The sequence below is a fragment of the Bosea sp. F3-2 genome (assembly GCF_008253865.1).
Taxonomy (GTDB): domain Bacteria; phylum Pseudomonadota; class Alphaproteobacteria; order Rhizobiales; family Beijerinckiaceae; genus Allobosea.
In genome coordinates this window covers 4,005,914-4,029,770 of sequence record NZ_CP042331.1, presented here as the reverse complement: position 1 = coordinate 4,029,770, position 23,857 = coordinate 4,005,914, and the positions used below count along the sequence as shown (strand labels likewise).

Genomic DNA, 23,857 nt, shown 5'->3' with positions numbered 1-23,857 from the left:
GGATTTGGGAAAGCGGAACGGCCGGTGCGCTGGGAATAAAGCGCATCGGTTCTGGGTTCCGGGCTCATTGCTTCGCAATGCCCCGGAATGACGGCGCGGTATCTTGCGCGTCCTACCGGAACGGCGGCTCGTCGAAGCTGCGCAGCTTGCGCGAATGGATGGCGGAGCCCGCCTCCTTCAGCTTCTCCAGCGCGGCGAGCCCGATCCGCAGATGCTCGCCGACGGCGCGCTCATAGAAGGCGTTGGCGGCGCCCGGCAGCTTGATCTCGCCATGGAGCGGCTTGTCGGAGACGCAGAGCAGCGTGCCGTAGGGCACGCGCAGCCGGTAGCCCTGCGCCGCGATGGTGCCGGATTCCATGTCGACCGCGATGGCGCGCGACTGGTTGATGCGCCGCCGCTCCTTGGTCCATTGCAGCTCCCAGTTGCGGTCGTCCTGCGTCACGACCGTGCCGGTGCGCAGCCGCTGCTTCAGCCGGTCGCCCTTTTCGCCGGTGATTTCGGCCGCCGCCTGCTGCAGCGCCACCTGCACTTCGGCCAGCGCCGGGATCGGGACTTCCGGCGGCACCAACTCGTCGAGGATATGATCCTGCCTGAGATAGGCATGGGCGAGGACGTAGTCGCCGATGATCTGGGTCTGGCGCAGGCCGCCGCAATGACCAACCATCAGCCAGCAATTCGGCCGGAGCACGGCGAGATGGTCGGTGATGTTCTTCGCGTTGGAGGGGCCGATGCCGATATTGACCAGCGTCACGCCCTCGCCGGTTTTGCGGATGAGATGATAGGCCGGCATCTGGAAGCGGTGCCAGGGCGCGGACATCACGCGTTCAGCCGCCGAGACGTCGAGGCCATCGCTCCCGATCCGGATGCCGCCCGGGGCGACCAGCGCCTCGGCGGTGCCGGCCTCGATCTCGGCTAGCCCAAGCCGGACGAACTGGTCGACATAGCGGTGATAGTTCGTCAGCAGCACCCAGGGCTGCACGGCCCGCCAATCGGTGCCGGTGTAATGGACGAGGCGCCGCAGCGAATAATCGACCCGGACTGCGTCGAACAATGAGAGCGGACGCGGCTCGCCTTCGACCAGATCATAGGTTCCGTCGGCGATCTCGTCACCGACCAGCGCCAGCAGCGGCGTCGGGAAATGCCGGGCGAGCTCGGCGGCGGTGATCTTCCCGCGCCCCAACTCGTCGCCGCCTTCGATCGCGTAGGGATAGGGGATTTCCTGCGTGCTGATGCCGGTCTCGATCGTCGCGCCGTATTCGGCGACAAGCGGTTTGAGCTGGTCGAGCAGATAGGCCCGGAATTCGGCCGGCTGCGTCACCGTGGTCGAATAGATGCCCGGCGCCGCGAATTTGGCATAGCCGCGCCGCGTGGCCGCCGGGAGCTTCGACGGCTCGTAGGTCACGCGCAGCATGGGGTAGCGGTAGCGCTCCCGATCCTCCGGGGTCGGGGCCTTTCCGGTATCGAAGAAGCGCTGCAGGTCGCTGCGCAGCGCCGAGCGGGCTTCATCATAGAGCTGCTCGAGCCGGTCGATGGCGGCTTCGGGTGTCGCTGCGGTCTCGAAGCTCATGAGCGGATGCATCCTTTTCGTTCCTCGGTTCTACCCGCGTGTCCTTGCTCCTGACAACAACCGGCGGTGGCCCACGGCAATCTGCCTTTGAGGAGCTTGACAGCCGGCGGAAATCCAATAATAAACCGATCAGTTAATTAACTGATCGGTTTCATGTGATGTCGACGGACCCGCTCAGCCTGACTTTCGCTGCCCTCGCCGATCCGACGCGCCGCGCCATCCTGGCCCGGCTGTCGCAAGGCGAGACCTCTGTGAAGGAACTGGCCGAGCCCTTCGCGATGAGCCTGCCTGCGGTCTCGAAGCACCTGAAGGTGCTGGAGCGCGCCGGGCTGATCACGCGGGGGCGGGAAGCCCAGTGGCGACCCTGCCGGCTCGACCCCGGCCCCTTGCAGGATGTTTCGGAATGGCTGGAGCACTACAGCCGTTTCTGGGACCAGAGCCTGGGCCGGCTGGACGAGGTTCTGCGCGAGATCAAGGCGAAACCACCCGATGAATCGGGCGTTTGAGACTCGAATATTCCCTTCAGCCCATTTCGCAGGTGATGACCATGCTCAAGACCGTTCTTCTCAGCCTGCTCGGCATCGTCGTGGTCGGGATCGCCATCGTGCTGATCCTCGCCGCCCGCAAGCCGGACACCTTCCAGGTCACGCGCACCGCCACGATCAACGCGCTGCCGGAGCGGGTCTATGCGCTGATCGCCGATTTCAAGGCCTGGGGCGCCTGGTCGCCCTGGGAGAAGAAGGATCCGGCGATGAAGCGGACCTATGGCGGCCCCGAGACCGGCGTCGGCGCGACCTATGCCTGGGCCGGCGACAAGAATGTCGGCGAAGGCAGCATGCGCATCGTCGATGCCACGGCGCCTGTCCGGCTCGCGCTCAAGCTGGATTTCGTCAAGCCTTTCGAGGCCCATAACGACGTCATCTTCGCTCTGACGCCGCAGGGCGCGGGCACGGTCGTCACTTGGACCATGACCGGCCCGACCCCGTTCATCGGCAAGATCATGCATGTCTTCATGGACATGGACCGCATGGTCGGCGGCGATTTCGAATCCGGCCTGACAGCGATGAAGGCGGCGGCCGAGCGCCCCGCCTGAGTGCCCTCCGCACCCGCAATCACCCCAGAGAACGGCAATCAGAGAGGATCTCGCGCATGATGGGTGAACCGCAGAAGGAACATGAGTGGCTTCATCAGCTCATCGGTGAGTGGACCGCCGAGATGACCTGCTCGATGGGGCCGGATCAGTCGCCCACCACATCGAAGGGCACGGAAACCGTGCGCTCGCTCGGTGGGCTCTGGACACTGGGAGAAGGCCAAGGCGAGTCACCCGAAGGCCAGCCGGTCACCAGTCTGATGACGCTCGGCTTCGACCCGGCCAAGGGCTGCTTCGTCGGCAGCTTCGTCGCCTCGATGATGACGATGATGTGGACCTATGACGGGGTGCTTTCCGCCGACGGTAAGTCGCTGGTCCTCGATACCGAAGGGCCGAGCATGACCGGCGACGGCTCCACGGCGAAGTACCAGGACGTCATCACCTTCCTGTCGCCCGATCATCGTACGCTGACCTCGCGCGCCCTGGGTGCCGATGGCCAGTGGACCGAATTCATGGCCGCTCATTACCGCCGCAAGGCCTGAACGTTTCAACACAGCGAGGAGGAAAGACGATGAAGCTGTCGACATATCTGATGTTCCAGGGCAACTGCCGCGAGGCTTTCACCCATTACGAGAAGGTGCTGGGCGGCAAGATCCTGGCCATGATGGACCACAAGGGCACGCCGGCCGAGGAGCACGTCGCACCCGAATGGCGTGACAAGATCCTACATGCCTGCCTTGAGGTCGACGGCCAGATGCTGATGGCCTCCGACGCGCCGCCGGATCGCAGCGACGGCCCGATGCGTTCGGTCTCTGTCAGCGTCGGCGTGAAGACCCCCGAGGAAGCCGAGCGCATCTTCGCCGGTCTCTCCGAAGGCGACGCCAAGATCGCCATGCCGCTCGCCGAGACCTTCTGGTCGCCGCGCTTCGGCATGTTGGTCGACCGCTTTGGCACCAACTGGATGGTCAACTGCGAAATGCCCGCGGATCAGGCGAACTGCGGCTGATCCCAGGTCGCCCGTCATTCCGGGCAAGCTGCGAAGCGGCGCCGACCCGGAATCCATCGTAAGGCGCTCCGCTCTATGATGGATTCCGGGCCTTCGCTTTGCTCGCCCGGAATGACGGCGAATGGGCGGCTACGACCGCCCGCCATCCACCGAGAGTACCTGGCCGGTGATCCAGCCGGCCTGTTCGCTCAGGAAGAACAGCGTGGCATTGGCGATGTCCTGCGGCATGCCGAGACGCCGCGTGTGAATGCTCTCGACGAGGCGCTTCTGCCCGTCCGGCCCATAGCTTTGCCACTGCCGCTCTGTCGCGGGGTTCGAGCGTACGAAGCCCGGCGCCACCGAATTCACCGTGATGCCATGCGGGCCGAACTCCCAGGCGAGCTGCTTCGTCAGACCGACCAGCGCATGCTTGGCGCTGGCATAGGCCTGGATGCCGGTGAGGCTCGGTCTCAGCCCGGCGCCGGATGAGATGGTGACGATCCGGCCATAGCCGCCCTGCTTCATCGCCGGCGCCGCCGCCTGCGCAAGGAAGAAGGCGGCATCGACATTGGCTGCGAAGATCACCCGCCAGTCTTCCTCTGAAATCTCCTCGATCGCGCGACCGATCTGTCCGCGCACGCCACCGGCGGCATGGACAAGGAGTTCGAGCCGGCCTTCCGTGGTTACGATGTCCCGCACCAGCGCCTGCGCGGCCTCGGGCGTGCCGAGATCGACCCCATGCCCCATTGTGCCGATCTCCCGTGCAGCCGCCTGCACGCCGTCCGCATCGATATCGGCGAGATGGACATGGGCTCCGGCCTGGGCGAGCGCGCCAGCGATGGCGCGCCCGATTCCCTGGGCCGCGCCGGTGACGAGGGCTACGCGGCCGTCGAAACGGATCTGCATCGGTCGATCAGCACTTTCAGCGTTTCGAAGGCCATCGGGCGGCGGCCTTCCTCGATGTCGTGGATCAGCGCGACCAGCGTCTCCAGAGCCGGCGTGGCCACATCGACCTCGCGGCCGAGTGTCGCGATGATGCCGATCTGCGGATCGACCTCGGTCTTGCGCTTGCGCACGGCGAGGTCGCGCCAGATGCCGGAATGGGTCTTGGCCGTCTGCGCGGTGTAATGGGCGAGCCAGCGGATGGTCTCGACTTGGCGGTGCTCCGGTCGGCCCGGCGCGAAGACCATCGGGTCGAACTCCCCGAAGCCGAGCGAGGTGATGCCGCGCTTGGCGGCGACCGCGCCGACTTCGCGTCCGAGCGCGAGCCAGACCGGCAGGCGCGCCGGATCGGCGAAATTCGCCGACATCGAATCGTCGGTGAGCGCCGTGGCGAACAGCATCGCGCCATAGGCGAGCTTGCCCCAGAGATAGCCGAAGATGTTGTCGGTCAGAATCGCATCGGGCTCGAACAGCCCGAGCAGGCGGTGCATCTCGGTGGCGCGTTCGCTTAGCACTCCGTCGAGCTCGCCGACGACCGTCGCGCCGCGGTTGCCGTAGAGGATCTCGCCCGGCCCGAGCCAGTCGGCGCCGAAATTGACGAAGCAGCCCATGGTGCGCCGTTCGCCGACGGCCCTGGCGATGGCGAGCTCGTTGAGGCCGTTCTGGGCGGAGAGCACGAAGCCGTTCTCGGCCAGATGCGGCTCGAGCGCCGCAAGCGCCGCTTCGGTCGCGCCTGCCTTCACGGCGAGGACGATGCGCCTGTAGCGGCCGCTGAGCTCGGCCGGCGTCGCAGCAGGCACCACCTGCGTGAATTCCTCGACCGGGCCGGTGATGGCAAGCCCCTTGGTGCGGCAGGCCTCGACATGCTCGGCGACGATGTCGACGAGCAGGACCGGCACGCCCGCCCGCGCCCAATAGGCGCCGAGCGTGCCGCCGATCGCTCCTGCGCCCCAGATCAGGATCGGCTCGGCGCTCACGACAGGATCCTTCCCGATACGCAGCCCTCATCCTGAGGAGCAGCTGCAGGCTGCGTCTCGAAGGATGGTCCAGATGTCTCCCGTGCCTCCTGGGCCCTCCTTCGAGACGCCCGCTTGCGCGGGCTCCTCAGGATGAGGGCTGCGGGAGACGAAGCCCGGGTCATCACGCCTGACCGGCCATCTCGACAGTGCCGTGGGTGGCGACATGAAGCAGGCCGTCGGCCGTCACCCAGCCGCGATACATTCCGTCGGTGTTGAAGGGCGCGACGACCGTGCCGTCAGCGCCGACGGCCACCAGCCCGGCGCCGATCCCGTGCTCGGAGAGCTCCGTCATCACGGCCTGCGTCGCCGCCTCCAGCGAAAGGCCCTTATAGGCGATCAGCGATGCGATCTCGTGGCCGACGCAGTAGCGGATGAAATACTCGCCCTTGCCGGTGCCGGAGACCGCACAGCGCCCGTCGCGGGCATAGGTGCCGGCGCCGATGATCGGGGAATCGCCGACGCGGCCAGCGGGCTTGTTGGTATAGCCGCCGGTCGAGGTCGCGGCGGCGAGGTGGCCCTGCGCGTCGCAGGCCACGGCGCCGACCGTGCCGTGCTTCTCCGCCTCGCTCGCCTCGGCGGCGGTGCCGACGATCTCGCGGATCTTCATCGAGGCCAGGCTCTTGCGCCGGCGCTCGGTCGAGAAATGCTCGTTGGCGACGGTGTCGATGCCCTCATGCTCGGCGAAGGCATCGGCAGCTGGGCCGGCGAGCAGCAGCGGGTCGCCGCGCAGCATCAGCGCCTTTGCGGCGGTGATCGGGTTGCGGATGCGCTGGGCGGCGCAGATAGCGCCGGCCGCCAGTGTCGATCCGTCCATGATCGAGGCATCGAGCTCGTGCTCGCCATCGGTGTTGAAGGCGGCGCCATGGCCGGCGTTGAAATGCGGCGAATCCTCCATCACCCGCACCGCCGCTTCGACGGCGTCGACCGCAGTGCCGCCCTTGCGCAGGATCTTCCAGCCGGTCCTGAGCGCGGCGGCAAGGTCGGCGCGTGCCTGCGCCCATTCGGCTTCGGTCATCTCGGCCTTGGGCAGCGTGCCGCAGCCGCCATGGATGGCAAGCGCGAGGGTCATGTTCTTATTCCGATCAAACGTCGTTTCTGAGGTGGGCCATCCGTCATGCTCGCCCTTGTGGCGAGCATTCACGTCTGGAACACCGAAATTGGTCCATCAAGCGAAGGCGTGGATGGTCGGGGCAAGCCCGACCACGACGCGAAGGCGGCCGCGTTACTTCTTCGCGGGCTTGATGTCCATTGCCAGCGTGTCCTCGTCGACGCGCGGGCTGATCGTCACCTTGTCCTTCTGCATCGCCCAGGCCGAGCCGACGGCGGTGATCGGCAGGCGCGGCCGGTCCTTGGCGACGATGGCCGAAACATCGGCCAGAATCCGGTTGCGCTTGGCCTCGTCCATCTCGACGGCTGCGTCCTCGATCAGCTTGTCGACCTGGGGATTGGCGTAGTTCTGGACGTTGAAGGCGCCGAGCTTCTTGGCCGGGTCGTTCGAATGCACCAGCGAGGACAGGGTGTAATTCGCCTCGCCCGTCAGCGTGCCCCAGCCCGACATCGACATCGAGAAGTCGCCGCGCAGGCGGGCCGGGAAGAACACGGCGCCGGGCTGGGCGTTGGCGTTCACCTCGACGCCGATGCGCGCCAGCATCTGCGCGATCGAGGTGCCGACCTGCCGGTCGCCGGGCAGGCGGTCATTGGTGAAGGAGAAGGTGATCTTGAAGCCGTTCGGGAAGCCCGCCTCCTCCATCAGCTTCTTGGCCTTGGCGATGTCGGGCTTGAGCGCCGGCAGGCTCTTGTTGAAGCCGGCGATGGTCGGCGTCACCAGCTGGTTGGCCGGCGAACCGAGGCCTTCCATCGCGATCTCCGCCAGCGCTGGCCGGTCGATCGCGAGGTCGATCGCCTCGCGCACCCTGGCGTCCTGCAGCGGGTTCTTGGCCAGCGGCGAACCATCCTTGGCGCTGATCTGCGGGGACTTGTCCCGCATGTCGAGCTCCATGTTGAAGAGATAGACGCTCTCGACCGTGGCGACGTTGAGCTTGGCGTCGCGCTTCAGCGTCGGCACATCCGAGGCCGGCGCGCGCACGATGATGTCGACCTGCCCGGCCTTGAGCTGCGCGACGCGGGCGGCGTCGTTCGGCAGTTCCTTGCGCACGACCTTGGCCCAGGGCTCCTTCGGCCCCCAGTAGCCATCGAAGCGATCCAGCACCATCTGGTCCTTCGGCGTCCAGGAGACGAATTTGTAGGGGCCGGTGCCAACAGCCGCCTTGCCGGAGTTGAAGGCCTCGTTGGCGTTGTCCTTGGTGAGGCCGGCGGCGGCCTTGTGCGAGACGATGAACAGCCGGATGAAGTCGTTCGGCAGGTTCGGCGCCGGGCCGTCGGTGACGATGTGGACCGTGAGCGGGTCGACGATCTTCACTTGCCTGACGCGCCGGACATAGATCGTCGTCGGGTTCGGCCCGGCGACGACCGGGATGCGCTCGATCGAGAACTTCACGTCCTCGGCGGTGAAGTCGGAGCCGTCATGGAACTTGACGCCGGGGCGCAGCTTGAATTCCCAGACGGTCGGTTCGAGCGTCTTCCAGCTCAGCGCCAGGCGCGGCTCGATCTGCAGCTTGTCGCCGGACCAGGTCAGCGTGTCGAAGACATGCTTCAGCGCCTCGGCATGGGTGCCGGTGGCGGTGAAATGCGGGTCGATCGATTCAGGTCCGGCGCGCACGCCGATCGTCAGGGTCTGGGCCAGCGCGCCGGTCGAAACGGCAACGGCGAGCAGGGTGGCGAAGGCCGCGAGGCGGAAGGTCCGGGCCGGCTTCATGATTAGTCCCCCTCGTGTTCGAGTTCGTTGGGCCAGGTGGGCGAGGCGATGACGAGCTTGTCGAGCAGCGCGCAGAGCTGTTGCTGCTCGTCTTCGCTGAGATGGGAGAGCATCATGTTCTGGTGCTGCACCATCAGCGGCATGGTTTCGTTGAAGATCTTGTGGCCGGCCGTCGTCAGATGCAGCACGTAGCTGCGCAGGTCGTCAGGGTCGGTCTCGCGCTTGAGCAGGCGCCTCTGCAGCAGTTTCTGCACCGCGCGCGACAGGGTGTTCTTCGGCAGCCCCGACGAGGCGACGATGTTCTTCGCGGCGACGCCCCCGCGCAGCCCGACGGCGTAGAGCGCAACGAATTCCGGACGCACCAGGCCATAGCGGGTCTCGATCCAGCGATAGACCGGATCGTTGAAGCGGAACGCGAGGAAGTTCAGCCGGAAGGACAGCCAGCAGGGATTGTTCCAGAGCTTCGTGACGGTCAGCGGGTCGAGCGCCGCAAGCGCGGCCTCGCGTTCCGGGTCAACGCGCGAAAGAGAGGTCGGCGAGCGCCGCATGGGAGTGTCTCCCTGCCAATTTAGTTCCAAATGGAACTTGACGCTCCGGAATGCCAGAGTCAAGGATGGTTTCGGCAGGGGGTGATCGAACTGTCTACCGCCTGCGAAAGCAAAGCAAGGATTGCGCCGTGCTGGTCGCCGAGATGAACTGGATGCAGATCGAAGCCCAGGCGAAGCGGGACGATCGTTGCGTCCTGCCGCTCGGCAGCGTCGAGCAGCACGCCTATCTCAGCCTGGCGACCGACGTGATCCTGTCCGAGCGCGTGGCGAAGGAGGCGGCCGAGCCGCTCGGCATCCCCGTCTTCCCGGTGCTGGCCTATGGCATGACGCCGGGTTTTCTCGACTTTCCCGGCAGCATCTCGCTGAAGCTCGGTACCTATACGGCCCTGCTGGGCGATATCTTTGACGGCTTCTATCGCTCGGGCTTCCGGCGGATCGTGCTGGTCAACGGTCACGGCGGCAATTCGCCGGCGCTGAACTTCGCGACCGAATGGCTCGACCGCCATCCGGATGCGAGCATCAGGCTGCACAATTGGTGGGCGGCGCCGCAGTTCCAGGCGGCGGTGAAAGCGATCGACCCGGCGGCGTCGCACGCCTCCTGGATGGAGAACTTCCCCTGGACCCGGCTCGCGGGCGTGGCGATGCCTGATACGCTGAAGCCGCCCTTCAGTGCGGCCCAGTACCAGGCCGCGAGTCCCGCGAGGCGGCGCGAGATCCTCGGCGACGGCAATTTCCACGGCCTCTACCAGCGGCCGGACGCGGACATGATGAAGGTCTGGCAGGTGGGGGTCGAGGAGACGCGCGCGGCGATGGTGGAGAACTGGCCGTGAGGAGGGAAATTCCTCTCCAGTTTGCGCTGGTCGACGCGACCGGCCCTCTCCCCCCTGGTGGGGGAGAGTTGGAGAGGGGGGGCTTGCCACCTGGCGAGAGGTGGCAAGAAGCGCTGGGATCGGCCTACAGTCCGGATGGTGTCGCTGCGCCTGCCTTGTCGCCCCCCACCCCCAACCCCTCCCCACAAGGGGGAGGGGAGGCGCCATGCTAGGCCACGTCGCCCTCCGGCTCCTGCAGGCGCTCGTCGTCATGCTCGTCATGTCGGTACTGGTCTTCGTCGGCGTTTACGCCATCGGCAATCCGATCGACGTGCTGATCGGTCCCGATGTCAGCCAGGAGCTCAGGGTCCAGACCATTGCCCATTACGGGCTCGACCGGCCGCTCTGGGAGCAGTACCTCACCTTCCTCGGCCGCGTTCTGCACGGTGATTTCGGCCGCTCCTTCGTCTTCGGCATGCCGGTGATGGAGCTCATCCTGTCGCGCCTGCCGGCGACGCTGGAGCTGACGCTGGCAGCGGTCTGCAGCGCGGCGCTGATCGGTATCCCCGCCGGCATCTATGCGGGCTACAGGCCGGACGGCTTCGCCTCCAAACTCATCATGACGGTCTCGATCCTCGGCTTCTCCGTGCCGACCTTCTGGATCGGCCTCGTGCTGATCATGGCCTTCGCCGTCGAACTGCAATGGCTGCCGGCCGGCGGGCGCGGCGAGACGGTCTCCGTCTTCGGCGTTGAATGGAGCTTCCTGACGCTGAACGGGCTCAGCCACCTGCTCCTGCCGGCGCTGAACCTCGCCTTCTTCAAGCTCGCTTTGATGACGCGCCTCGCCCGGGCCGGAACGCGCGAGGCCATGCTCTCCGACACCGTGAAGTTCGCCCGCGCCGCCGGTCTCTCGGAATGGACCGTGCTGCGCCGACACGTGCTGAGGCTGATCGCGATCCCGCTGGTCACTGTGTTCGGCCTCGAATTCGGCTCGACGCTGGCCTTTGCCGTCGTCACCGAGACGATCTTCTCCTGGCCCGGCATCGGCAAGCTGATCATCGACTCCATTCAGTCGCTCGATCGGCCGGTGATGGTCGCCTACCTTATGCTCGTCGCCTTCGTCTTCATCACCATCAACTTCCTCGTCGACCTCGCCTATGTCGGGCTCGATCCGCGGCTGCGGAAAGGAAGCGCGCGATGAAGGACGCCTCACCCGCCGCCCGCTTCTGGGCCGAGTTCCGCGAGAGCAAGACTGCGGTCATCGCTCTTGCTGTGGTCGTGCTTATGATCGGCATCGCGCTGCTGGCGCCGTTCGTTGCACCGCAGGATCCCTACGATCTCGCGAACCTGTCGCTGACAGACGCGCGCCGTCCGCCCGGCTATGTCGGCGAGGGCGGCTACACCCATTGGTTAGGCACGGACGCGCAGGGCCGCGATCTCTTCTCGGCCATCCTCTACGGCCTGCGCATCTCGCTGCAGATGGGGCTGGTGGCTGGCGCGCTCGCCTTCGCGCTCGGCGTTTCGCTCGGTATCGGCGCTGCCTATGCCGGCGGGCGCTGGGAAGCCTTAATCATGCGGGTGATCGATCTGCAGCTCGCCTTCCCGGCGATCCTGCTCGCGCTCGTGCTCTCGGCGCTGCTGGGCCAGGGCAAGCTTCAGCTCATCGCCGCGCTTGCTGCCGCGCAATACGCTTACTTTGCCCGCACCGCCCATGGCGCGGCCTCTGCCGAGCGCGGCAAGGACTATGTCGAGGCGGTGCTGTCGACGCCGCTGCCGGGCTGGCGGGTGGTCTGGCGCCACATCTTCCCGAATTGCCTGCCGCCGCTGATCGTGGTCGCGACCGTGCAGGTTGCGAATGCCATCGCGCTGGAGGCGACGCTCTCCTTCCTCGGCGTCGGCCTGCCGGTGACGGAACCGTCGCTCGGCATGCTGATCGCGAACGGCTTCCAGTACATGCTCTCGGGCCGCTACTGGATCTCGATCTACCCCGGCATCGCCCTGATCGTCCTGATCGTCGCCATCAACCTCGTCGGTGACCGCATCCGCGACCAGGTCAATCCGAGGCTGAAGCGATGAGCGACGCGCCTCTTCTCCGGGTCATCGATCTCGCGACCCATTTCCATACGCGCATTGGCGTGGTGAAAGCCGTCGACGGCGTCTCGTTTGCGCTGAAGCGCGGCGAGGTGATGGGCCTTGTCGGCGAATCCGGCTCAGGCAAGAGCATCACGGGCTTCTCGATCATCGGGCTGATCGATCCGCCCGGCCGCGTCGAGAGCGGTTCATTCGTGAAGCTGGAAGGTCGCGAACTCGTGGGGCTTTCCCCGGCCGAGCTGCGCGCCATCCGTGGCAAGCAGATCTCGATGGTCTTCCAGGACCCGATGATGACGCTGAACCCGATGCTGACCATCGGGACGCAGATCAGGCTGGCATTGGAAGCCCATGAGACGGTCTCGGGCGCGGAGGCCCGACGGCGCGCCGTCGCGGCGCTGGCGCAGGTCCGTATTCCCGACCCCGAGGCCAAGGTTGATTTCTACCCGCACCAGTTCTCCGGCGGCATGCGCCAGCGCGTCGCCATCGCCATCGCGCTGCTGCACCGGCCGAAGCTGATCATCTGCGACGAGCCGACGACTGCGCTCGACGTCTCCGTGCAGGCCGAGATCCTGGCCGAGATGAAGGAGCTGGTTGCCGAACTCGGCACGGCGCTGATCTGGATCAGCCACGACCTCGCCGTCGTCGCCGAACTGGCCGACCATGTCTGCGTCATGCGCCATGGCAAGATCGTCGAGGCCGGGCCGACGCTCGATGTGCTGACCCGTCCGCAGCATCCCTATACGCGGGGCTTGCTCGATGCGTTGCCCTCGCGCTCCGAGCCCGGCGCGCTGCTGGCTGGCGGCGCCGGCGCGGAGGCCGCCCCGCCGCCGCGCCTCAAGGCGAATGCCGCGCCGATCTCTGGCGACCAGACGCATTACGTCCGGATCGAGCATGTGGCCAAGCGCTTCGCACAGACGCCCGGGCTGTTTCGCAAGATCGCGCAGAAGGCGGGCCTGTCGAACGCGTCGGCGGCGGTCCAGGCAGTCGACGACGTCACGCTGGTGCTGAAGCGCGGCGAGGCGCTCGGCCTCGTCGGCGAATCCGGCTCCGGCAAGTCGACGCTCGGGCGCGTGGCGGCAGGCATCTATGCGCCAGATCATGGCCTCGTTCGTATCGACGGCGCGCCGGTGATGAGCGAGGGCGAGCATCCGCACAAGGTCACGACGCGTGTGCAGACGATCTTCCAGGACCCCTTCGCTTCGCTCAATCCGCGCATGACGGTCGGTGACAGCATTGCGGAGGGGCCGCTGGCGCATGGGCTGATCAAGAGCGGCGACGCGAAGGACTATGTCCGGCAATGGCTGGCAGCGGTCGGGCTCGATCCGGATTTCGCCAGCCGCTATCCGCACCAGTTCTCGGGTGGCCAGCGCCAGCGCGTCGCGATTGCGCGCGCACTCGCGATGCAGCCGGACGTCGTGGTCTGCGACGAGCCGGTCGCCTCGCTCGACGTCTCGATCCAGGCGCAGATCATCAACCTGCTGATCCGGCTGCGGCAGGAACTCGACCTGACACTGATCTTCATCTCGCACGACCTTTCGGTGGTGCGCCATCTCTGCGACCGCGTCGCGATCATGTATCGCGGCAAGATCGTCGAGAGCGGCCCGGCCGGCGAGGTCTACGACCATCCGCAGCACGACTACACCAAGCGCCTGCTCGCCGCCGTGCCGGTGCTGCCGAGTGTTGCTTCATAGGGAGCCCGTCATTCTCGGGCGAAGCGAAGCGCAGACCCGAGAATCTTTGGAAGGAGATGCTCGGGTCGAGCCCGAGCATGACGTGCAAAGCAAGGAGAGCCGTCATGACCCAACCCGATGAACTTCTGCCCTGGCAATGGCCGGAAGAGGTCTGGCGCGGCAAGGTCGAGCGCGTGCGCGCCGGCCGCAACCTCAAGCCGGCCAAGTGGAAGAACGGCGCCCGCTGCGCCGTGGCGCTCTCCTTCGACGTCGATCACGAGACCAACGAATTGCGCGACGGTGGCAAGTCGGTCGGGCGTCTGTCCTGGGGCCAGTACGGCAATCGCGTCGGGGTGCCGCGCATCCTGGAACTCCTGAAGCAGCAGGACATCACGGCGAGCTTCTTCGTGCCCGCCGTTACCGCGCTGCTCTATCCCGACGAGCAGCGCCGCATCGTCGGCGAGGGCCACGAGATCGGCCTTCACGGCTGGATCCACGAGGTGAACACGGCGGTGCCGCCCGAGAACGAGCGCGAACTGCATCTGCGCTCCGCCGATACGCTGGAGACAATCACCGGCGTCCGGCCGGTTGGCATGCGCACCCCGTCCTGGGATTTTTCGGAGGTGACGCTTTCGGTCGAGCGTGAGCTGGGCCTGATCTACGATTCCTCCCTCTTCGCCGATGATGATCCCTACGAGATCATCGAGAAGGGCGAGGCGACGGGCATGGTCGAATTGCCGGTCGAGTGGATCCGCGACGACGCGGCCTATCTCAGCATGAACCGCTTCCAGGCGCTGCGGCCCTATACACCACCGGAAGCCGTCTTCGACATCTTCCGGCGCGAATTCGAGGGCGCCTATGCCGAGGGCGGCCTCTTCCTGCTGACAATGCATCCGCATGTCATCACCTATCGCTCGCGCTTCTGGATCCTCGAGGAGTTGATCCGGCTGGCCAAGGCGAAGGGTGATTGCTGGTTCGCGACCCATGCCGAGATCGCGGCCTATGTGAAGGCCGAAGCTGGCATCTGAGGCCATCGCTCCGGAACCTCTGCCCGATTCCCGCCGTTTTTGCTTCATCGCGGGTTCAGGCCCTGGGCGGCCCTGATACCCGTGCGTTGAAACGAACAACGGGAATTGCAATGCGCACGAAACGCTGGTTGCTGGTCGGAACCGTCCTGCCGGCCCTCGTCATTTCGCAGGCCGGGCAAGCCTTTGCCGAAGCCAATTACCGGCTGGCCCAGGCACCCGCAGCCGGCGACGAGGAGCCGGGACGGGGACCACGCCAGCGCGGCCCGGAGCGGCCCGCCGCGCCCGGCGCCCCCCAGGCTCCGCGTCCGCCGCAGATGCAGCCCGGCCCGGCCGCGCCCCGGCCGCAGCCTCCGGCCATGCCTGCGCCGCAACCGCCCGCCGCCCCGCCCGCCGCGCGTCCGCAGCCCGAGCGTCCGCAGATGCCCCGCGAGGCACCTCCCGCTCTGCGCCCAGCGCCTGAGCAACCGCCCGCGACCCGACCGACACCACCGCGTCCGCCGGCGGAGCCCACCGTGCCGACGCCGCCGCGCGCAGCGCCGCAGCCGTCTGCACCGCCGGCCGCTGCGCCCGGCGCACAACCCGGCCAGCGTCCGCAAGCAGCTCCGCCGTCGGCTCCGGCCCAGCCCGGCGCGCCGCCTTCGGCCGTGCCGCGCGGCGGCCCGGCCGTGCCGCCCTCTGCTGCTCCGCCCCAGGCTCGCCCTCCGGCGGCTGCACCGCAGCCGGCTGAGCCTCCCTCGGCTCCCGCCGGGCAGCCGCGTCCGCCCGGCGCTCCGCCTTCCGCTGCTCCCGGCGCAGCGCCTCAGCCCGGTGCCGGCGCGCCACCCTCCGCGGTTCCGCGCGGGGGGCCGGCCGTCCCGCCTTCCGCTGCTCCGTCCCAGCGGCCGCTGGGCGCAGCGCCGCAGCCCGGCACGGCTCCCTCGGCGCCGACCGGGCCGCAGCCCCTGGCGGCGCCTCCAGCTGCCGCTCCCGGCGCTCCGGCCGCTCCGGCTCAACCGGGCGCTATAGCGCCAACTCCGCCTGCTGGCGCAGTTCCGACACAGGCGCCGCGTCCCGCTACGCCTCCGGCCACGGCCCCGATCGCTCCGGCTCCGGCCCAACCCGGCGCCGCCTCTCCAGCTCCAGCCCCGGGCACGCCGCCTGCAGGAGTGGCGCCCGCTCAGCCGGCACGCCCCGCTCCGGGCGCGCCTCCGGCAGCCGCCCCCGGCACGTCAGCTCCGGTGCAACCCGGTGTCGCGCCGACCCAGCCCGGCGTGGCTCCGGCACAGCCTCCGGCCGGCGGAGCCTTCCCCAGCCAGCCGCCGCAGCGCGAAGGCCGGCGCGGCGGCATCTCGCCGGGTGTGGCCGGCGCGATCGGTCTCGGCGTCGGTGCGATCGGTGGCATCATGGCCGTTCAGGGAGCGCAGCGCTTCGACGACATTCGGGCGCGGCGCGAGGAGCGGCGCGAGGGTGATGTCACCGTCATCCGCGAGCCCGGCCGCACCATCATCCGCGACGACGACGGCCGTGCCATCATCCGCCAGGATGAGGATCAGCGCTTCCGCGATCTCGGCTGGCAAGGGCGCTCCGAGCGCCGCGACGGCGAGATGCGGACCGTGTTCGAGCGACCCGACGGCACGCGCATCGTTACCGTCACCGATCAGGAGGGCCGGCTGATCCGCCGCACCCGTATCGATCGCGATGACCGGGAGGTGGTGATCATCGACAATACTCTGCGCGATCGCCCTGGGCGCTTCGCCGATGATGTCGTGATCCTGCCGCCGCCGCCGCTGCCGATCCCGCGCGAGCGCTATATCGTCGATGCGGATCAGGCCGACGAGGCGCTGATCTACGAGACGATCATGGCGCCGCCGATCGCCGCGATACCGCGTCGCTATACGCTGGACGAGGTCCGCTACTCGCCGGATCTGCGCGCCCGCATGCGCAGCGTCGATATCGACACGATCAACTTCGACACCGGTTCCTGGCAGGTTTCGCCGGATCAGGGGCGGCGTCTGGCCGTGATCGCGGATTCGGTCAAGCGCGCCCTGCAGAGCTCGCCCAACGAGGTGTTCCTCGTCGAGGGGCATACCGACGCCGTCGGTCCCGATGTCGACAATCTCTCGCTTTCGGATCGCCGGGCCCAGTCGGTCGCCGAGATCCTGACGCGCGACTTCCAGATCCCGCCGGAGAACCTGACGACCCAGGGCTATGGCGAGCAGTATCTGAAGATTCAGACGCAGGAGGCTTCCCACGAGAACCGGCGCGTGACGCTGCGGCGCATCACGCCGCTGCTGACCGGCCAGAACCGCTGACCCTCGGACGGGGCTGCTCCATGGGCGGCCCCGTTCTTCGCTGCGTGCGGGGAACCCCGCGCGCCCATAGCGGTTCCTCTTCCGGAGGAATCGCTGATGGGAGATGCCGCCATGAAGATTTCCGCTCTGGCGATGGCGGGATTGGTGCTTGCAGGTTCGTTCGCGCCGTTTCCGACCTGGGCTCAGAATGCGCCTCCTGCCGTGAAACAGCGTGCCCCCGGCGTGCCGACGGCGCCACGTGCCGATGAGTCCGCGCGTCCGCCGGCCGGGGAGCGGGCCACGCCGCCACGTGCCGAGGGGCGTGGGCAGCGCGACGACAGGGCACAGGCTGGCCCGCCGCAGCCCAGTCGCGACCCGCCGATGCCGCGCCCGGTGCCCTCGATCATCAGGCCCTGAGGCCGTTCAGGGTTTGGCAAGGCCGGCACACTAGCGTCGCCCGCATGAGCGACGCCGTCTCCCTTGCCAAAAGTATCGTCACGATGCAGGCCGCCTCGACGCAGCAGGCGCTGTCCGTCGAGATGCTCAGGCAGAATGCGCAGGCCGAGCAAAGCCTCGTCACCATGCTCCAGCAAAGCGTCGAGCAGACCAGGGCGAGCCTTCCGGCCGGTCAGGGCGGCCTCGTCGATCGCTCCGCCTGAAGGCTTCTTCCCCCCTTCCGATCGCCCGTTGCCAAGTGGCCGCGCTACGCCTAACCTCGCCGCTGTTCCGAGGGGTGCCCGCAAGGGCTGAGATGGCTTTCGAAGCCGAACCCGTCGAACCTGATCCGGGTCATACCGGCGGAGGGACTGGAACGCGATCGCAAGGCTCAAATCTTGCCCGCAGACAGCGACTGGACCGCTTTCAAGCCCGGATCTCCTGACCTGAACCAAGGAGGAGATCCTCATGAATGCCCACACCAAGCCCCAGAAGAACAGTGTCAAGGCCGCGCCGCAAAGCGTGACGACGGGCCCGATCATCGGCTCGCGCAAGATCTATGTCGCTGCGCCCGATCATCCCGAGATGCGCGTGCCCTTTCGCGAGGTCGTGCTGACGACCGATGCCGAGCCGCCGGTGCGCATCTACGATCCCTCCGGCCCCTATACCGAAACCGACGCCAAGATCGACCTCAATGCCGGCCTGGTTCAGCCGCGCCGCGCCTGGCTCGACGCCCGCGGCTTCCAGACCGTGCCCGGCCGCGCCGTCACGGCGGCCGATAACGGCCATATCGGCGAAGAACATCTCGTGCCCGCCTGCCCGGCGCAGCGCCCGATCCTCGAGGCGAAGCCGGGCCAGATGGCGACGCAATACGAGTTCGCGAAGGCCGGCATCATCACGCCCGAGATGATCTATGTCGCGCATCGCGAGAATCTCGGCCGCGCCGCGATGCTCGAAGGCGCCCGCGAGCGCCATGCCGACGGTGAGAGCTTCGGCGCCGCTGTGCCGGAATTCGTGACGCCCGAATTCGTCCGCGACGAGATCGCGCGTGGGCGCGCCATCATCCCGGCCAACATCAACCATCCCGAACTCGAGCCGATGGCGATCGGCCGCAATTTCCTGGTCAAGATCAACGCCAATATCGGCAATTCGGCCGTGACTTCCGGCGCCGCCGAAGAGGTCGAGAAGCTGGTCTGGGCGATCCGCTGGGGCGCCGACACGGTCATGGACCTCTCCACCGGCCGCAACATCCACAACATCCGCTCCTGGATCCTGCGCAACTCGCCGGTGCCGATCGGCACCGTGCCCATCTACCAGGCGCTGGAAAAGGTCGGCGGCGATCCGATCAAGCTCGACTGGGAGGTCTTCAAGGATACGCTGATCGAGCAGGCCGAGCAGGGCGTCGACTATTTCACCATCCATGCCGGCGTGAGGCTTCCTTATGTCCCGCTGACTGCATCGCGGGTCACCGGCATCGTCTCGCGCGGCGGCTCGATCATGGCGCGCTGGTGCCTGGCGCATCACAAGGAAAGCTTCCTCTACGAGCGCTTCGACGAGATTTGCGACATCATGCGCAAATACGACGTTTCCTTCTCGCTGGGTGACGGACTGCGCCCCGGCTCGATCGCCGACGCCAATGACCGCGCCCAGTTCGCCGAGCTTGAGACGCTGGGCGAGCTCACCAAGGTCGCCTGGGACAAGGGCTGCCAGGTGATGATCGAGGGCCCCGGCCATGTGCCGATGCACAAGATCAAGGAGAACATGGACAAGCAGCTGCGCGAATGCGGCGAGGCCCCGTTCTACACGCTCGGCCCGCTGACCACCGATATTGCGCCGGGCTATGACCACATCACCTCGGGCATTGGGGCTGCGATGATCGGCTGGTATGGCTGCGCCATGCTCTGCTACGTCACGCCGAAGGAGCATCTCGGCCTGCCGAACCGCGACGATGTGAAGACCGGCGTCATCACCTACCGCATCGCTGCCCACGCGGCCGATCTCGCCAAGGGCCATCCTGCCGCGAAGATTCGCGACGATGCGCTTTCCCGCGCCCGTTTCGACTTCCGCTGGGAGGATCAGTTCAACCTGGCGCTCGATCCCGACACGGCGCGCGAATTCCACGACGAGACGCTGCCGAAGGACGCCCACAAGGTCGCGCATTTCTGCTCGATGTGCGGGCCGAAATTCTGCTCGATGAAGATCACCCAGGACCTGCGCGCCGAGGTGCAGGCGATGAGCGACAATGAGCGCGCCAACCTTGAAGCGATGGCAGCAGAAGGCATGGCGGCCAAGTCGAAGGAATTCCTCGACAAGGGCGGCAGCATCTATCTACCTGCGGCCGAATGAGCAGCATGAACGACAGTCTCGACGCGGCCCAGGTCGCGTCGATCCTCGCGCGGGTGGCAGAGCGTCGCCCGCGCGTGCATTGCCTGACCAATACGGTGGCACAGAACGTCACCGCCAACATGCTGCTCGCCTTCGGAGCCGTACCCTCGATGGCAAGCCATCCGGAGGAGGTTGCTGCTGTCGCAGCGGGAGCAGGCGCAATCCTGATCAATCTCGGCACGATCAGCCCGGAGGGCGAGCGCGCCATCCCGAAGCTCCTCGCCGTGGCGCGGGACCGCGGCATCCCGCTGGTGCTCGATCCGGTCTTCGTCGAGCTGTCGTCGATTCGGTTGCAGCTGGCCGAGGACGTGATGCGGCTGCCCGGCGTCATTGTGCGCGGCAATGCCACCGAGATGGCGGCGCTCTCTCCCGTCATGAGCGGGGCGAATGGCGTCCTGCGCGTGACCACCGGCAAGGTCGACCGCATTGAAGGCGATGGGCGTGTTGTCACCGTTAGCCATGGCCATGAGCTGATGACGAAAGTCACCGGACTCGGCTGCGCTTCGAGCGCGCTGATCGCCGCCTGCCTGGCAGTCGAAACGGACCCTGCGATCGCCGCCGCTGCGGCGCTCACTGCTTATGGCATCGCCGGCGAGATCGCGGCCGAGCGCGCTGCCGGCCCCGGCAGTTTCGCGATGCATCTGATCGATGCGCTCGCCGGGCTCGACGAGGCGGCGCTGCGCGCGCGGATGGCCTGAGAATCAGTTTGGAATGTCAGCCCTCATCCTGAGGAGCGCCGTTAGGCGCGTCTCGAAGGATGCTCCAGATGTCTCCTGAGCCTCCTGGAGCATCCTTCGAGACGCCATTCCTCGCGGAATGGCTCCTCAGGATGAGGGCTCGATCATGTCAAAACGGGCTCGGACAACATGCGCTCAATTCGCGCCGTCATCCCACAGGCGGCGAAGCCGCGCCGATCCGGGAGTCATGCCGGAGCGCTTCCGGCCAAGGTTCAGGCATGGATCCCGGGTCTCCCTTCGGTCGCCCGGGATGACTCGCGGTTCCCGCGGGTACTGGCCCTGCTACTGCGTCGGGGTGAGCGAGAGTGGCGCCGGCTTCGGCGCTGCCGGGCGCGGCTTGGGCTTCGCGGCGGGCTTCGGCTCGGTGCTGAGGCCGAGCCGCACGCGCAGGCTGGCGGCGCGCGCCTCCGTGATCCGGGCGGCGCAGAAGCCCATCTGGCCCTCGCGCTGGAAATCGCGGCAGATCGTCTCGCGCTCGGACGAGAAGCCCGCCTGCTCGCGGGCGATCGAGCGCTGCTCGACGGCGTCGGATTTGGCCGTCAGGGTCCGGTAGCCCTCGCGGACGGCGCGTTCGGCGGCGCCGCGCGCCCGCTCGATCTCCTTGGCCTGCGCGGCGATCGTCCGTGCGTCCGGCCCCCACAGGCCACGCGGATCGATCCGGCACTGGGCCGCCTCGACGACGCAAGGTTCGGTCGGCTCGACGACGAGGACGGCACCGTCGAGCACGTCGAAGACGATCGGGCAGATCGGCGCCTCCAGCCGGTAGCGCGGCACGCCGGTCGGGCGTCCGAGCGCCGTGACCGGGACGGGCGCATCGCCGAAGGAAACGGAGCAGGCTTCGACGAGATTGACGGGCTGGAAGCCGTCGAGATTGAGCTTCATCCCGAAGCCGCCGGCGGTTTTCGTGAAGGTCGCCTCGCCATGATGGCCGTTGCGGTGCAGCGCCTTGCCGAGAATCCCCTCCTCGGTCGGGATCTTGATCGCGGGCATGCTCGGCTGGCGCGGCGCAGCCGGTGCGCCGGGCTGCGAGGGAGCGCCCTGCTGCGTGCCGGGAGCATTGAACGGCTGCGCGCCGGGCAATTGCAGGGGTTGCGCCTGCGCAAGCGCCGTCATCGCGGCCGAGATTGCCGCCAGAACAAGGGCGAGGCGCGTCGATCGGCTCATGGCTGTCCATGCGCAAACGGAACGGCCTTCCTGCATGAAGGTTCGCGCGAGCCGGCGCAAGGACCGCAAGGACACAGTCGGCCGGAAAGCGCCGGACGAGCCCGAAACCCCGCAATCCCCGATTCTTAATCGGCTCGCCTGTCTTGCAAGGGCGGGAACACCCTCACTATATACGCGCCCAAGGGGCGGTTTAACCACCGTCAAACGTGGAATACCGGTTCGTTCGCCGCTGAAGCGGGGGCGGCCCGGTCCATGGGCCGGCAGGCGGCGGGAATGCGTCGCGGGTCGGCGATCTGCTCAATCGAAAGGGATCCCATCCATGGGTAAAGTCATCGGTATCGACCTCGGCACGACCAACAGCTGCGTTGCAGTGATGGAAGGCACCACGCCGAAGGTCATCGAGAATTCCGAGGGCGCGCGCACCACGCCCTCGATCGTCGCCATCACGGATGACGGCGAGCGCCTTGTCGGCCAGCCTGCGAAGCGCCAGGCCGTCACCAATCCGGAGCGCACCTTCTTCGCGATCAAGCGCCTCATCGGCCGGACCTTCGAGGATCCGATGACGCAGAAGGACCTCAAGCTGGTCCCCTACAAGATCGTCAAGGCCTCGAACGGGGACGCCTGGGTGTCCGCCGACGGCAAGGAATATTCGCCGTCGCAGATTTCGGCCTTCACGCTCACCAAGATGAAGGAGACGGCGGAGGCCTATCTCGGCCAGCCCGTCACCCAGGCCGTCATCACGGTTCCTGCCTATTTCAACGACGCCCAGCGCCAGGCGACGAAGGATGCCGGCCGTATCGCCGGCCTCGAGGTGCTGCGCATCATCAACGAGCCGACCGCGGCTGCGCTGGCCTACGGCCTCGACAAGAAGTCCTCGGGTACCATCGCGGTCTATGACCTCGGCGGCGGCACCTTCGACGTCTCGATCCTCGAGATCGGCGACGGCGTCTTCGAGGTGAAGTCGACCAACGGCGACACCTTCCTCGGCGGCGAGGACTTCGACATGCGCCTGGTCGAGTACCTGGCGGACGAGTTCAAGCGCGAGCAGGGCATCGACCTGAAGAAGGACAAGCTCGCTCTTCAGCGCCTGAAGGAAGCGGCCGAGAAGGCCAAGATCGAGTTGTCGAGCGCCGCCCAGACCGAGATCAACCTGCCCTACATCACGGCGGATGCGTCGGGTCCGAAGCACCTCGCCATCAAGCTGTCGCGCGCCAAGTTCGAGAGCCTGGTCGACGATCTGATCCAGCGCACCATCGATCCCTGCAAGAAGGCGCTCAAGGATGCCGGCCTCTCGGCGGGTCAGATCGACGAGGTCGTCCTCGTCGGCGGCATGACCCGCATGCCGAAGGTCCAGGAGGTTGTGAAGCAGTTCTTCGGCAAGGAGCCGCACAAGGGTGTCAATCCTGACGAGGTCGTCGCTATCGGCGCGGCGATCCAGGCCGGCGTGCTGCAGGGCGACGTCAAGGACGTGCTGCTGCTCGACGTGACCCCGCTCTCGCTCGGCATCGAGACGCTGGGTGGTGTCTTTACGCGTCTTATTGACCGCAACACCACGATCCCGACCAAGAAGAGCCAGGTCTTCTCCACCGCCGAGGACAACCAGAACGCGGTGACGATCCGGGTCTTCCAGGGCGAGCGCGAGATGGCGGCCGACAACAAGCTGCTCGGCCAGTTCGACCTGATGGGCATTCCGCCGGCCCCGCGCGGCATGCCGCAGATCGAGGTGACCTTCGACATCGACGCCAACGGCATCGTTTCCGTGACGGCGAAGGACAAGGCCACCAACAAGGAGCAGCAGATCAAGATCCAGGCTTCGGGCGGTCTCAGCGAGGCCGACATCCAGAAGATGGTGAAGGATGCCGAGGCGAACGCCGCCGAGGACAAGAAGCGCCGCGAGCTGGTCGAGGCCAGGAACCAGGGCGAGAGCCTCGTTCACTCGACCGAGAAGTCGCTGAAGGACTATGGCGACAAGGTCTCCGAGGCCGACAAGTCGGCGATCGAGACCGCGGTGGAGTCGCTCAAGACCGTGCTCACCGGCGAGGACGCCGAAGCCATCCAGGCTCGCACCAACGAGCTGATGCAGGCTTCGATGAAACTCGGAGAGGCGATGTATGCCGCCAGCCAGGCCGAGGCTGGTGCCGCCGAAGGCGAAAAGACCGAGGAAGCCAAGAAGGACGACGTCATCGACGCCGACTTCAAGGACGTCTCGGACGACAAGAAGAAGAGCGCGTAACTCGCGCTCGTCGCGGAGCGCGATAGGATGGCCGGGCCAAGACCCGGCCATCTCGTTCCGGGGCGGCGT

At 67.1% G+C, this 23,857-nt stretch carries 22 protein-coding genes and 1 riboswitch; of the genes, 15 read left to right on the top strand and 7 right to left on the bottom strand.

The window, feature by feature from the left end; genetic code table 11:
* Nucleotides 1-112: 112 nt before the first annotated feature.
* Nucleotides 113-1,567, bottom strand: coding sequence for an AMP nucleosidase (locus tag FQV39_RS18485; RefSeq protein ID WP_149131625.1), 1,455 nt, complete (start codon nt 1,565-1,567; stop codon nt 113-115).
* 158 nt (nt 1,568-1,725) lie between these two features.
* On the opposite strand from FQV39_RS18485, the gene FQV39_RS18480 reads away from it, so the two are divergent.
* From FQV39_RS18480 to FQV39_RS18465, 4 genes are read left to right on the top strand one after another with little or no spacing between them, the layout of a single operon-like run.
* Nucleotides 1,726-2,073 carry an ArsR/SmtB family transcription factor gene (locus FQV39_RS18480; protein WP_149131624.1) on the top strand — a complete coding sequence of 116 codons (348 nt, stop codon included), beginning with the start codon at nt 1,726-1,728 and terminating at the stop codon, nt 2,071-2,073.
* 41 nt (nt 2,074-2,114) lie between these two features.
* Nucleotides 2,115-2,660, top strand: coding sequence for an SRPBCC family protein (locus tag FQV39_RS18475; RefSeq protein ID WP_149131623.1), 546 nt, complete (start codon nt 2,115-2,117; stop codon nt 2,658-2,660).
* Between the two features lie 56 nt (nt 2,661-2,716).
* Nucleotides 2,717-3,199 (top strand): DUF1579 domain-containing protein, encoded by a 483-nt coding sequence (locus FQV39_RS18470; RefSeq protein WP_149131622.1) that lies wholly within the window; start codon nt 2,717-2,719, stop codon nt 3,197-3,199.
* 29 nt (nt 3,200-3,228) lie between these two features.
* Nucleotides 3,229-3,663, top strand: a complete 435-nt coding sequence (locus FQV39_RS18465; protein ID WP_149131621.1) for a VOC family protein — start codon at nt 3,229-3,231, stop codon at nt 3,661-3,663.
* Nucleotides 3,664-3,792: 129 nt separating this feature from the next.
* Here the strand turns inward: FQV39_RS18465 and FQV39_RS18460 are convergent, their stop codons facing one another.
* The 5 genes from FQV39_RS18460 to FQV39_RS18440 all read right to left on the bottom strand — a co-directional run bounded on the left by FQV39_RS18460 (nt 3,793) and on the right by FQV39_RS18440 (nt 8,966).
* Entirely contained in the window at nt 3,793-4,548 is a 756-nt protein-coding gene (locus FQV39_RS18460) for an SDR family NAD(P)-dependent oxidoreductase (protein WP_149131620.1), read from the bottom strand.
* A complete protein-coding gene (locus FQV39_RS18455) occupies nt 4,521-5,561 on the bottom strand; it encodes a ketopantoate reductase family protein (RefSeq protein ID WP_149131619.1) in 1,041 nt (346 codons plus the stop codon). Before FQV39_RS18455 ends, FQV39_RS18460 begins: the two co-directional genes overlap by 28 nt.
* Nucleotides 5,562-5,724: 163 nt before the next feature.
* Nucleotides 5,725-6,672, bottom strand: coding sequence for an isoaspartyl peptidase/L-asparaginase family protein (locus FQV39_RS18450; RefSeq protein WP_149131618.1), 948 nt, complete (start codon nt 6,670-6,672; stop codon nt 5,725-5,727).
* A 153-nt stretch (nt 6,673-6,825) separates the two neighbouring features.
* Complete coding sequence (locus FQV39_RS18445) at nt 6,826-8,418, bottom strand: ABC transporter substrate-binding protein (RefSeq protein WP_149131617.1); 1,593 nt, start codon at nt 8,416-8,418, stop codon at nt 6,826-6,828.
* 2 nt (nt 8,419-8,420) lie between these two features.
* Nucleotides 8,421-8,966, bottom strand: coding sequence for a MarR family winged helix-turn-helix transcriptional regulator (locus tag FQV39_RS18440; RefSeq protein WP_149131616.1), 546 nt, complete (start codon nt 8,964-8,966; stop codon nt 8,421-8,423).
* Nucleotides 8,967-9,094: 128 nt separating this feature from the next.
* Here FQV39_RS18440 and FQV39_RS18435 point away from each other — a divergent pair, with 128 nt between their 5' ends.
* From FQV39_RS18435 to FQV39_RS18390, 10 genes are all read left to right on the top strand, one after another.
* The gene (locus tag FQV39_RS18435) at nt 9,095-9,796 is read left to right on the top strand and encodes a creatininase family protein (RefSeq protein WP_149131615.1); all 702 of its coding nucleotides are present in this window, start codon (nt 9,095-9,097) and stop codon (nt 9,794-9,796) included.
* 205 nt (nt 9,797-10,001) lie between these two features.
* Complete coding sequence (locus FQV39_RS18430) at nt 10,002-10,976, top strand: ABC transporter permease (protein ID WP_149131614.1); 975 nt, start codon at nt 10,002-10,004, stop codon at nt 10,974-10,976.
* Nucleotides 10,973-11,851: an ABC transporter permease gene (locus FQV39_RS18425; RefSeq protein ID WP_149131613.1), complete on the top strand. Its 879-nt coding sequence runs from the start codon at nt 10,973-10,975 to the stop codon at nt 11,849-11,851. The genes FQV39_RS18430 and FQV39_RS18425 overlap by 4 nt, the downstream gene beginning before the upstream one ends.
* Nucleotides 11,848-13,557, top strand: a complete 1,710-nt coding sequence (locus tag FQV39_RS18420; protein ID WP_149131612.1) for a dipeptide ABC transporter ATP-binding protein — start codon at nt 11,848-11,850, stop codon at nt 13,555-13,557. Before FQV39_RS18425 ends, FQV39_RS18420 begins: the two co-directional genes overlap by 4 nt.
* Before the next feature lie 104 nt (nt 13,558-13,661).
* Complete coding sequence (locus FQV39_RS18415; protein WP_149131611.1) at nt 13,662-14,564, top strand: polysaccharide deacetylase family protein; 903 nt, start codon at nt 13,662-13,664, stop codon at nt 14,562-14,564.
* Nucleotides 14,565-15,781: 1,217 nt separating this feature from the next.
* The gene (locus FQV39_RS34225) at nt 15,782-16,855 is read left to right on the top strand and encodes an OmpA family protein (RefSeq protein WP_349238556.1); all 1,074 of its coding nucleotides are present in this window, start codon (nt 15,782-15,784) and stop codon (nt 16,853-16,855) included.
* 111 nt (nt 16,856-16,966) lie between these two features.
* The gene (locus tag FQV39_RS18405) at nt 16,967-17,251 is read left to right on the top strand and encodes a hypothetical protein (RefSeq protein ID WP_149131609.1); all 285 of its coding nucleotides are present in this window, start codon (nt 16,967-16,969) and stop codon (nt 17,249-17,251) included.
* A gap of 44 nt (nt 17,252-17,295) precedes the next feature.
* Nucleotides 17,296-17,493, top strand: coding sequence for a hypothetical protein (locus FQV39_RS18400; RefSeq protein WP_149131608.1), 198 nt, complete (start codon nt 17,296-17,298; stop codon nt 17,491-17,493).
* Between the two features lie 60 nt (nt 17,494-17,553).
* A riboswitch (TPP riboswitch) is annotated at nt 17,554-17,658 on the top strand.
* A gap of 79 nt (nt 17,659-17,737) precedes the next feature.
* A complete protein-coding gene (gene thiC / locus FQV39_RS18395) occupies nt 17,738-19,615 on the top strand; it encodes a phosphomethylpyrimidine synthase ThiC (RefSeq protein ID WP_149131607.1) in 1,878 nt (625 codons plus the stop codon).
* A gap of 5 nt (nt 19,616-19,620) precedes the next feature.
* Complete coding sequence (locus tag FQV39_RS18390) at nt 19,621-20,352, top strand: hydroxyethylthiazole kinase (protein WP_149131606.1); 732 nt, start codon at nt 19,621-19,623, stop codon at nt 20,350-20,352.
* A gap of 321 nt (nt 20,353-20,673) precedes the next feature.
* On the opposite strand, the gene FQV39_RS18385 is transcribed toward FQV39_RS18390, so the two are convergent.
* Entirely contained in the window at nt 20,674-21,555 is an 882-nt protein-coding gene (locus tag FQV39_RS18385; RefSeq protein WP_149131605.1) for a hypothetical protein, read from the bottom strand.
* A 319-nt stretch (nt 21,556-21,874) separates the two neighbouring features.
* On the opposite strand from FQV39_RS18385, the gene dnaK reads away from it, so the two are divergent.
* Nucleotides 21,875-23,788, top strand: coding sequence for a molecular chaperone DnaK (dnaK, locus tag FQV39_RS18380; protein WP_149131604.1), 1,914 nt, complete (start codon nt 21,875-21,877; stop codon nt 23,786-23,788).
* The last annotated feature ends 69 nt before the right edge of the window (nt 23,789-23,857 follow it).

What these genes read in the sequence shown, in the direction of transcription:
- FQV39_RS18485 (WP_149131625.1), bottom strand. Translation starts at nt 1,567, where the DNA reads ATGAGCTTCGAGACCGCAGCGACACCCGAAGCCGCCATCGACCGGCTC.
- FQV39_RS18480 (WP_149131624.1), top strand. Translation starts at nt 1,726, where the DNA reads ATGTCGACGGACCCGCTCAGCCTGACTTTCGCTGCCCTCGCCGATCCG.
- FQV39_RS18475 (WP_149131623.1), top strand. Translation starts at nt 2,115, where the DNA reads ATGCTCAAGACCGTTCTTCTCAGCCTGCTCGGCATCGTCGTGGTCGGG.
- FQV39_RS18470 (WP_149131622.1), top strand. Translation starts at nt 2,717, where the DNA reads ATGATGGGTGAACCGCAGAAGGAACATGAGTGGCTTCATCAGCTCATC.
- FQV39_RS18465 (WP_149131621.1), top strand. Translation starts at nt 3,229, where the DNA reads ATGAAGCTGTCGACATATCTGATGTTCCAGGGCAACTGCCGCGAGGCT.
- FQV39_RS18460 (WP_149131620.1), bottom strand. Translation starts at nt 4,548, where the DNA reads ATGCAGATCCGTTTCGACGGCCGCGTAGCCCTCGTCACCGGCGCGGCC.
- FQV39_RS18450 (WP_149131618.1), bottom strand. Translation starts at nt 6,672, where the DNA reads ATGACCCTCGCGCTTGCCATCCATGGCGGCTGCGGCACGCTGCCCAAG.
- FQV39_RS18445 (WP_149131617.1), bottom strand. Translation starts at nt 8,418, where the DNA reads ATGAAGCCGGCCCGGACCTTCCGCCTCGCGGCCTTCGCCACCCTGCTC.
- FQV39_RS18440 (WP_149131616.1), bottom strand. Translation starts at nt 8,966, where the DNA reads ATGCGGCGCTCGCCGACCTCTCTTTCGCGCGTTGACCCGGAACGCGAG.
- FQV39_RS18430 (WP_149131614.1), top strand. Translation starts at nt 10,002, where the DNA reads ATGCTAGGCCACGTCGCCCTCCGGCTCCTGCAGGCGCTCGTCGTCATG.
- FQV39_RS18425 (WP_149131613.1), top strand. Translation starts at nt 10,973, where the DNA reads ATGAAGGACGCCTCACCCGCCGCCCGCTTCTGGGCCGAGTTCCGCGAG.
- FQV39_RS18420 (WP_149131612.1), top strand. Translation starts at nt 11,848, where the DNA reads ATGAGCGACGCGCCTCTTCTCCGGGTCATCGATCTCGCGACCCATTTC.
- FQV39_RS18415 (WP_149131611.1), top strand. Translation starts at nt 13,662, where the DNA reads ATGACCCAACCCGATGAACTTCTGCCCTGGCAATGGCCGGAAGAGGTC.
- FQV39_RS18405 (WP_149131609.1), top strand. Translation starts at nt 16,967, where the DNA reads ATGAAGATTTCCGCTCTGGCGATGGCGGGATTGGTGCTTGCAGGTTCG.
- FQV39_RS18400 (WP_149131608.1), top strand. Translation starts at nt 17,296, where the DNA reads ATGAGCGACGCCGTCTCCCTTGCCAAAAGTATCGTCACGATGCAGGCC.
- thiC (WP_149131607.1), top strand. Translation starts at nt 17,738, where the DNA reads ATGAATGCCCACACCAAGCCCCAGAAGAACAGTGTCAAGGCCGCGCCG.
- FQV39_RS18390 (WP_149131606.1), top strand. Translation starts at nt 19,621, where the DNA reads ATGAACGACAGTCTCGACGCGGCCCAGGTCGCGTCGATCCTCGCGCGG.
- FQV39_RS18385 (WP_149131605.1), bottom strand. Translation starts at nt 21,555, where the DNA reads ATGAGCCGATCGACGCGCCTCGCCCTTGTTCTGGCGGCAATCTCGGCC.
- dnaK (WP_149131604.1), top strand. Translation starts at nt 21,875, where the DNA reads ATGGGTAAAGTCATCGGTATCGACCTCGGCACGACCAACAGCTGCGTT.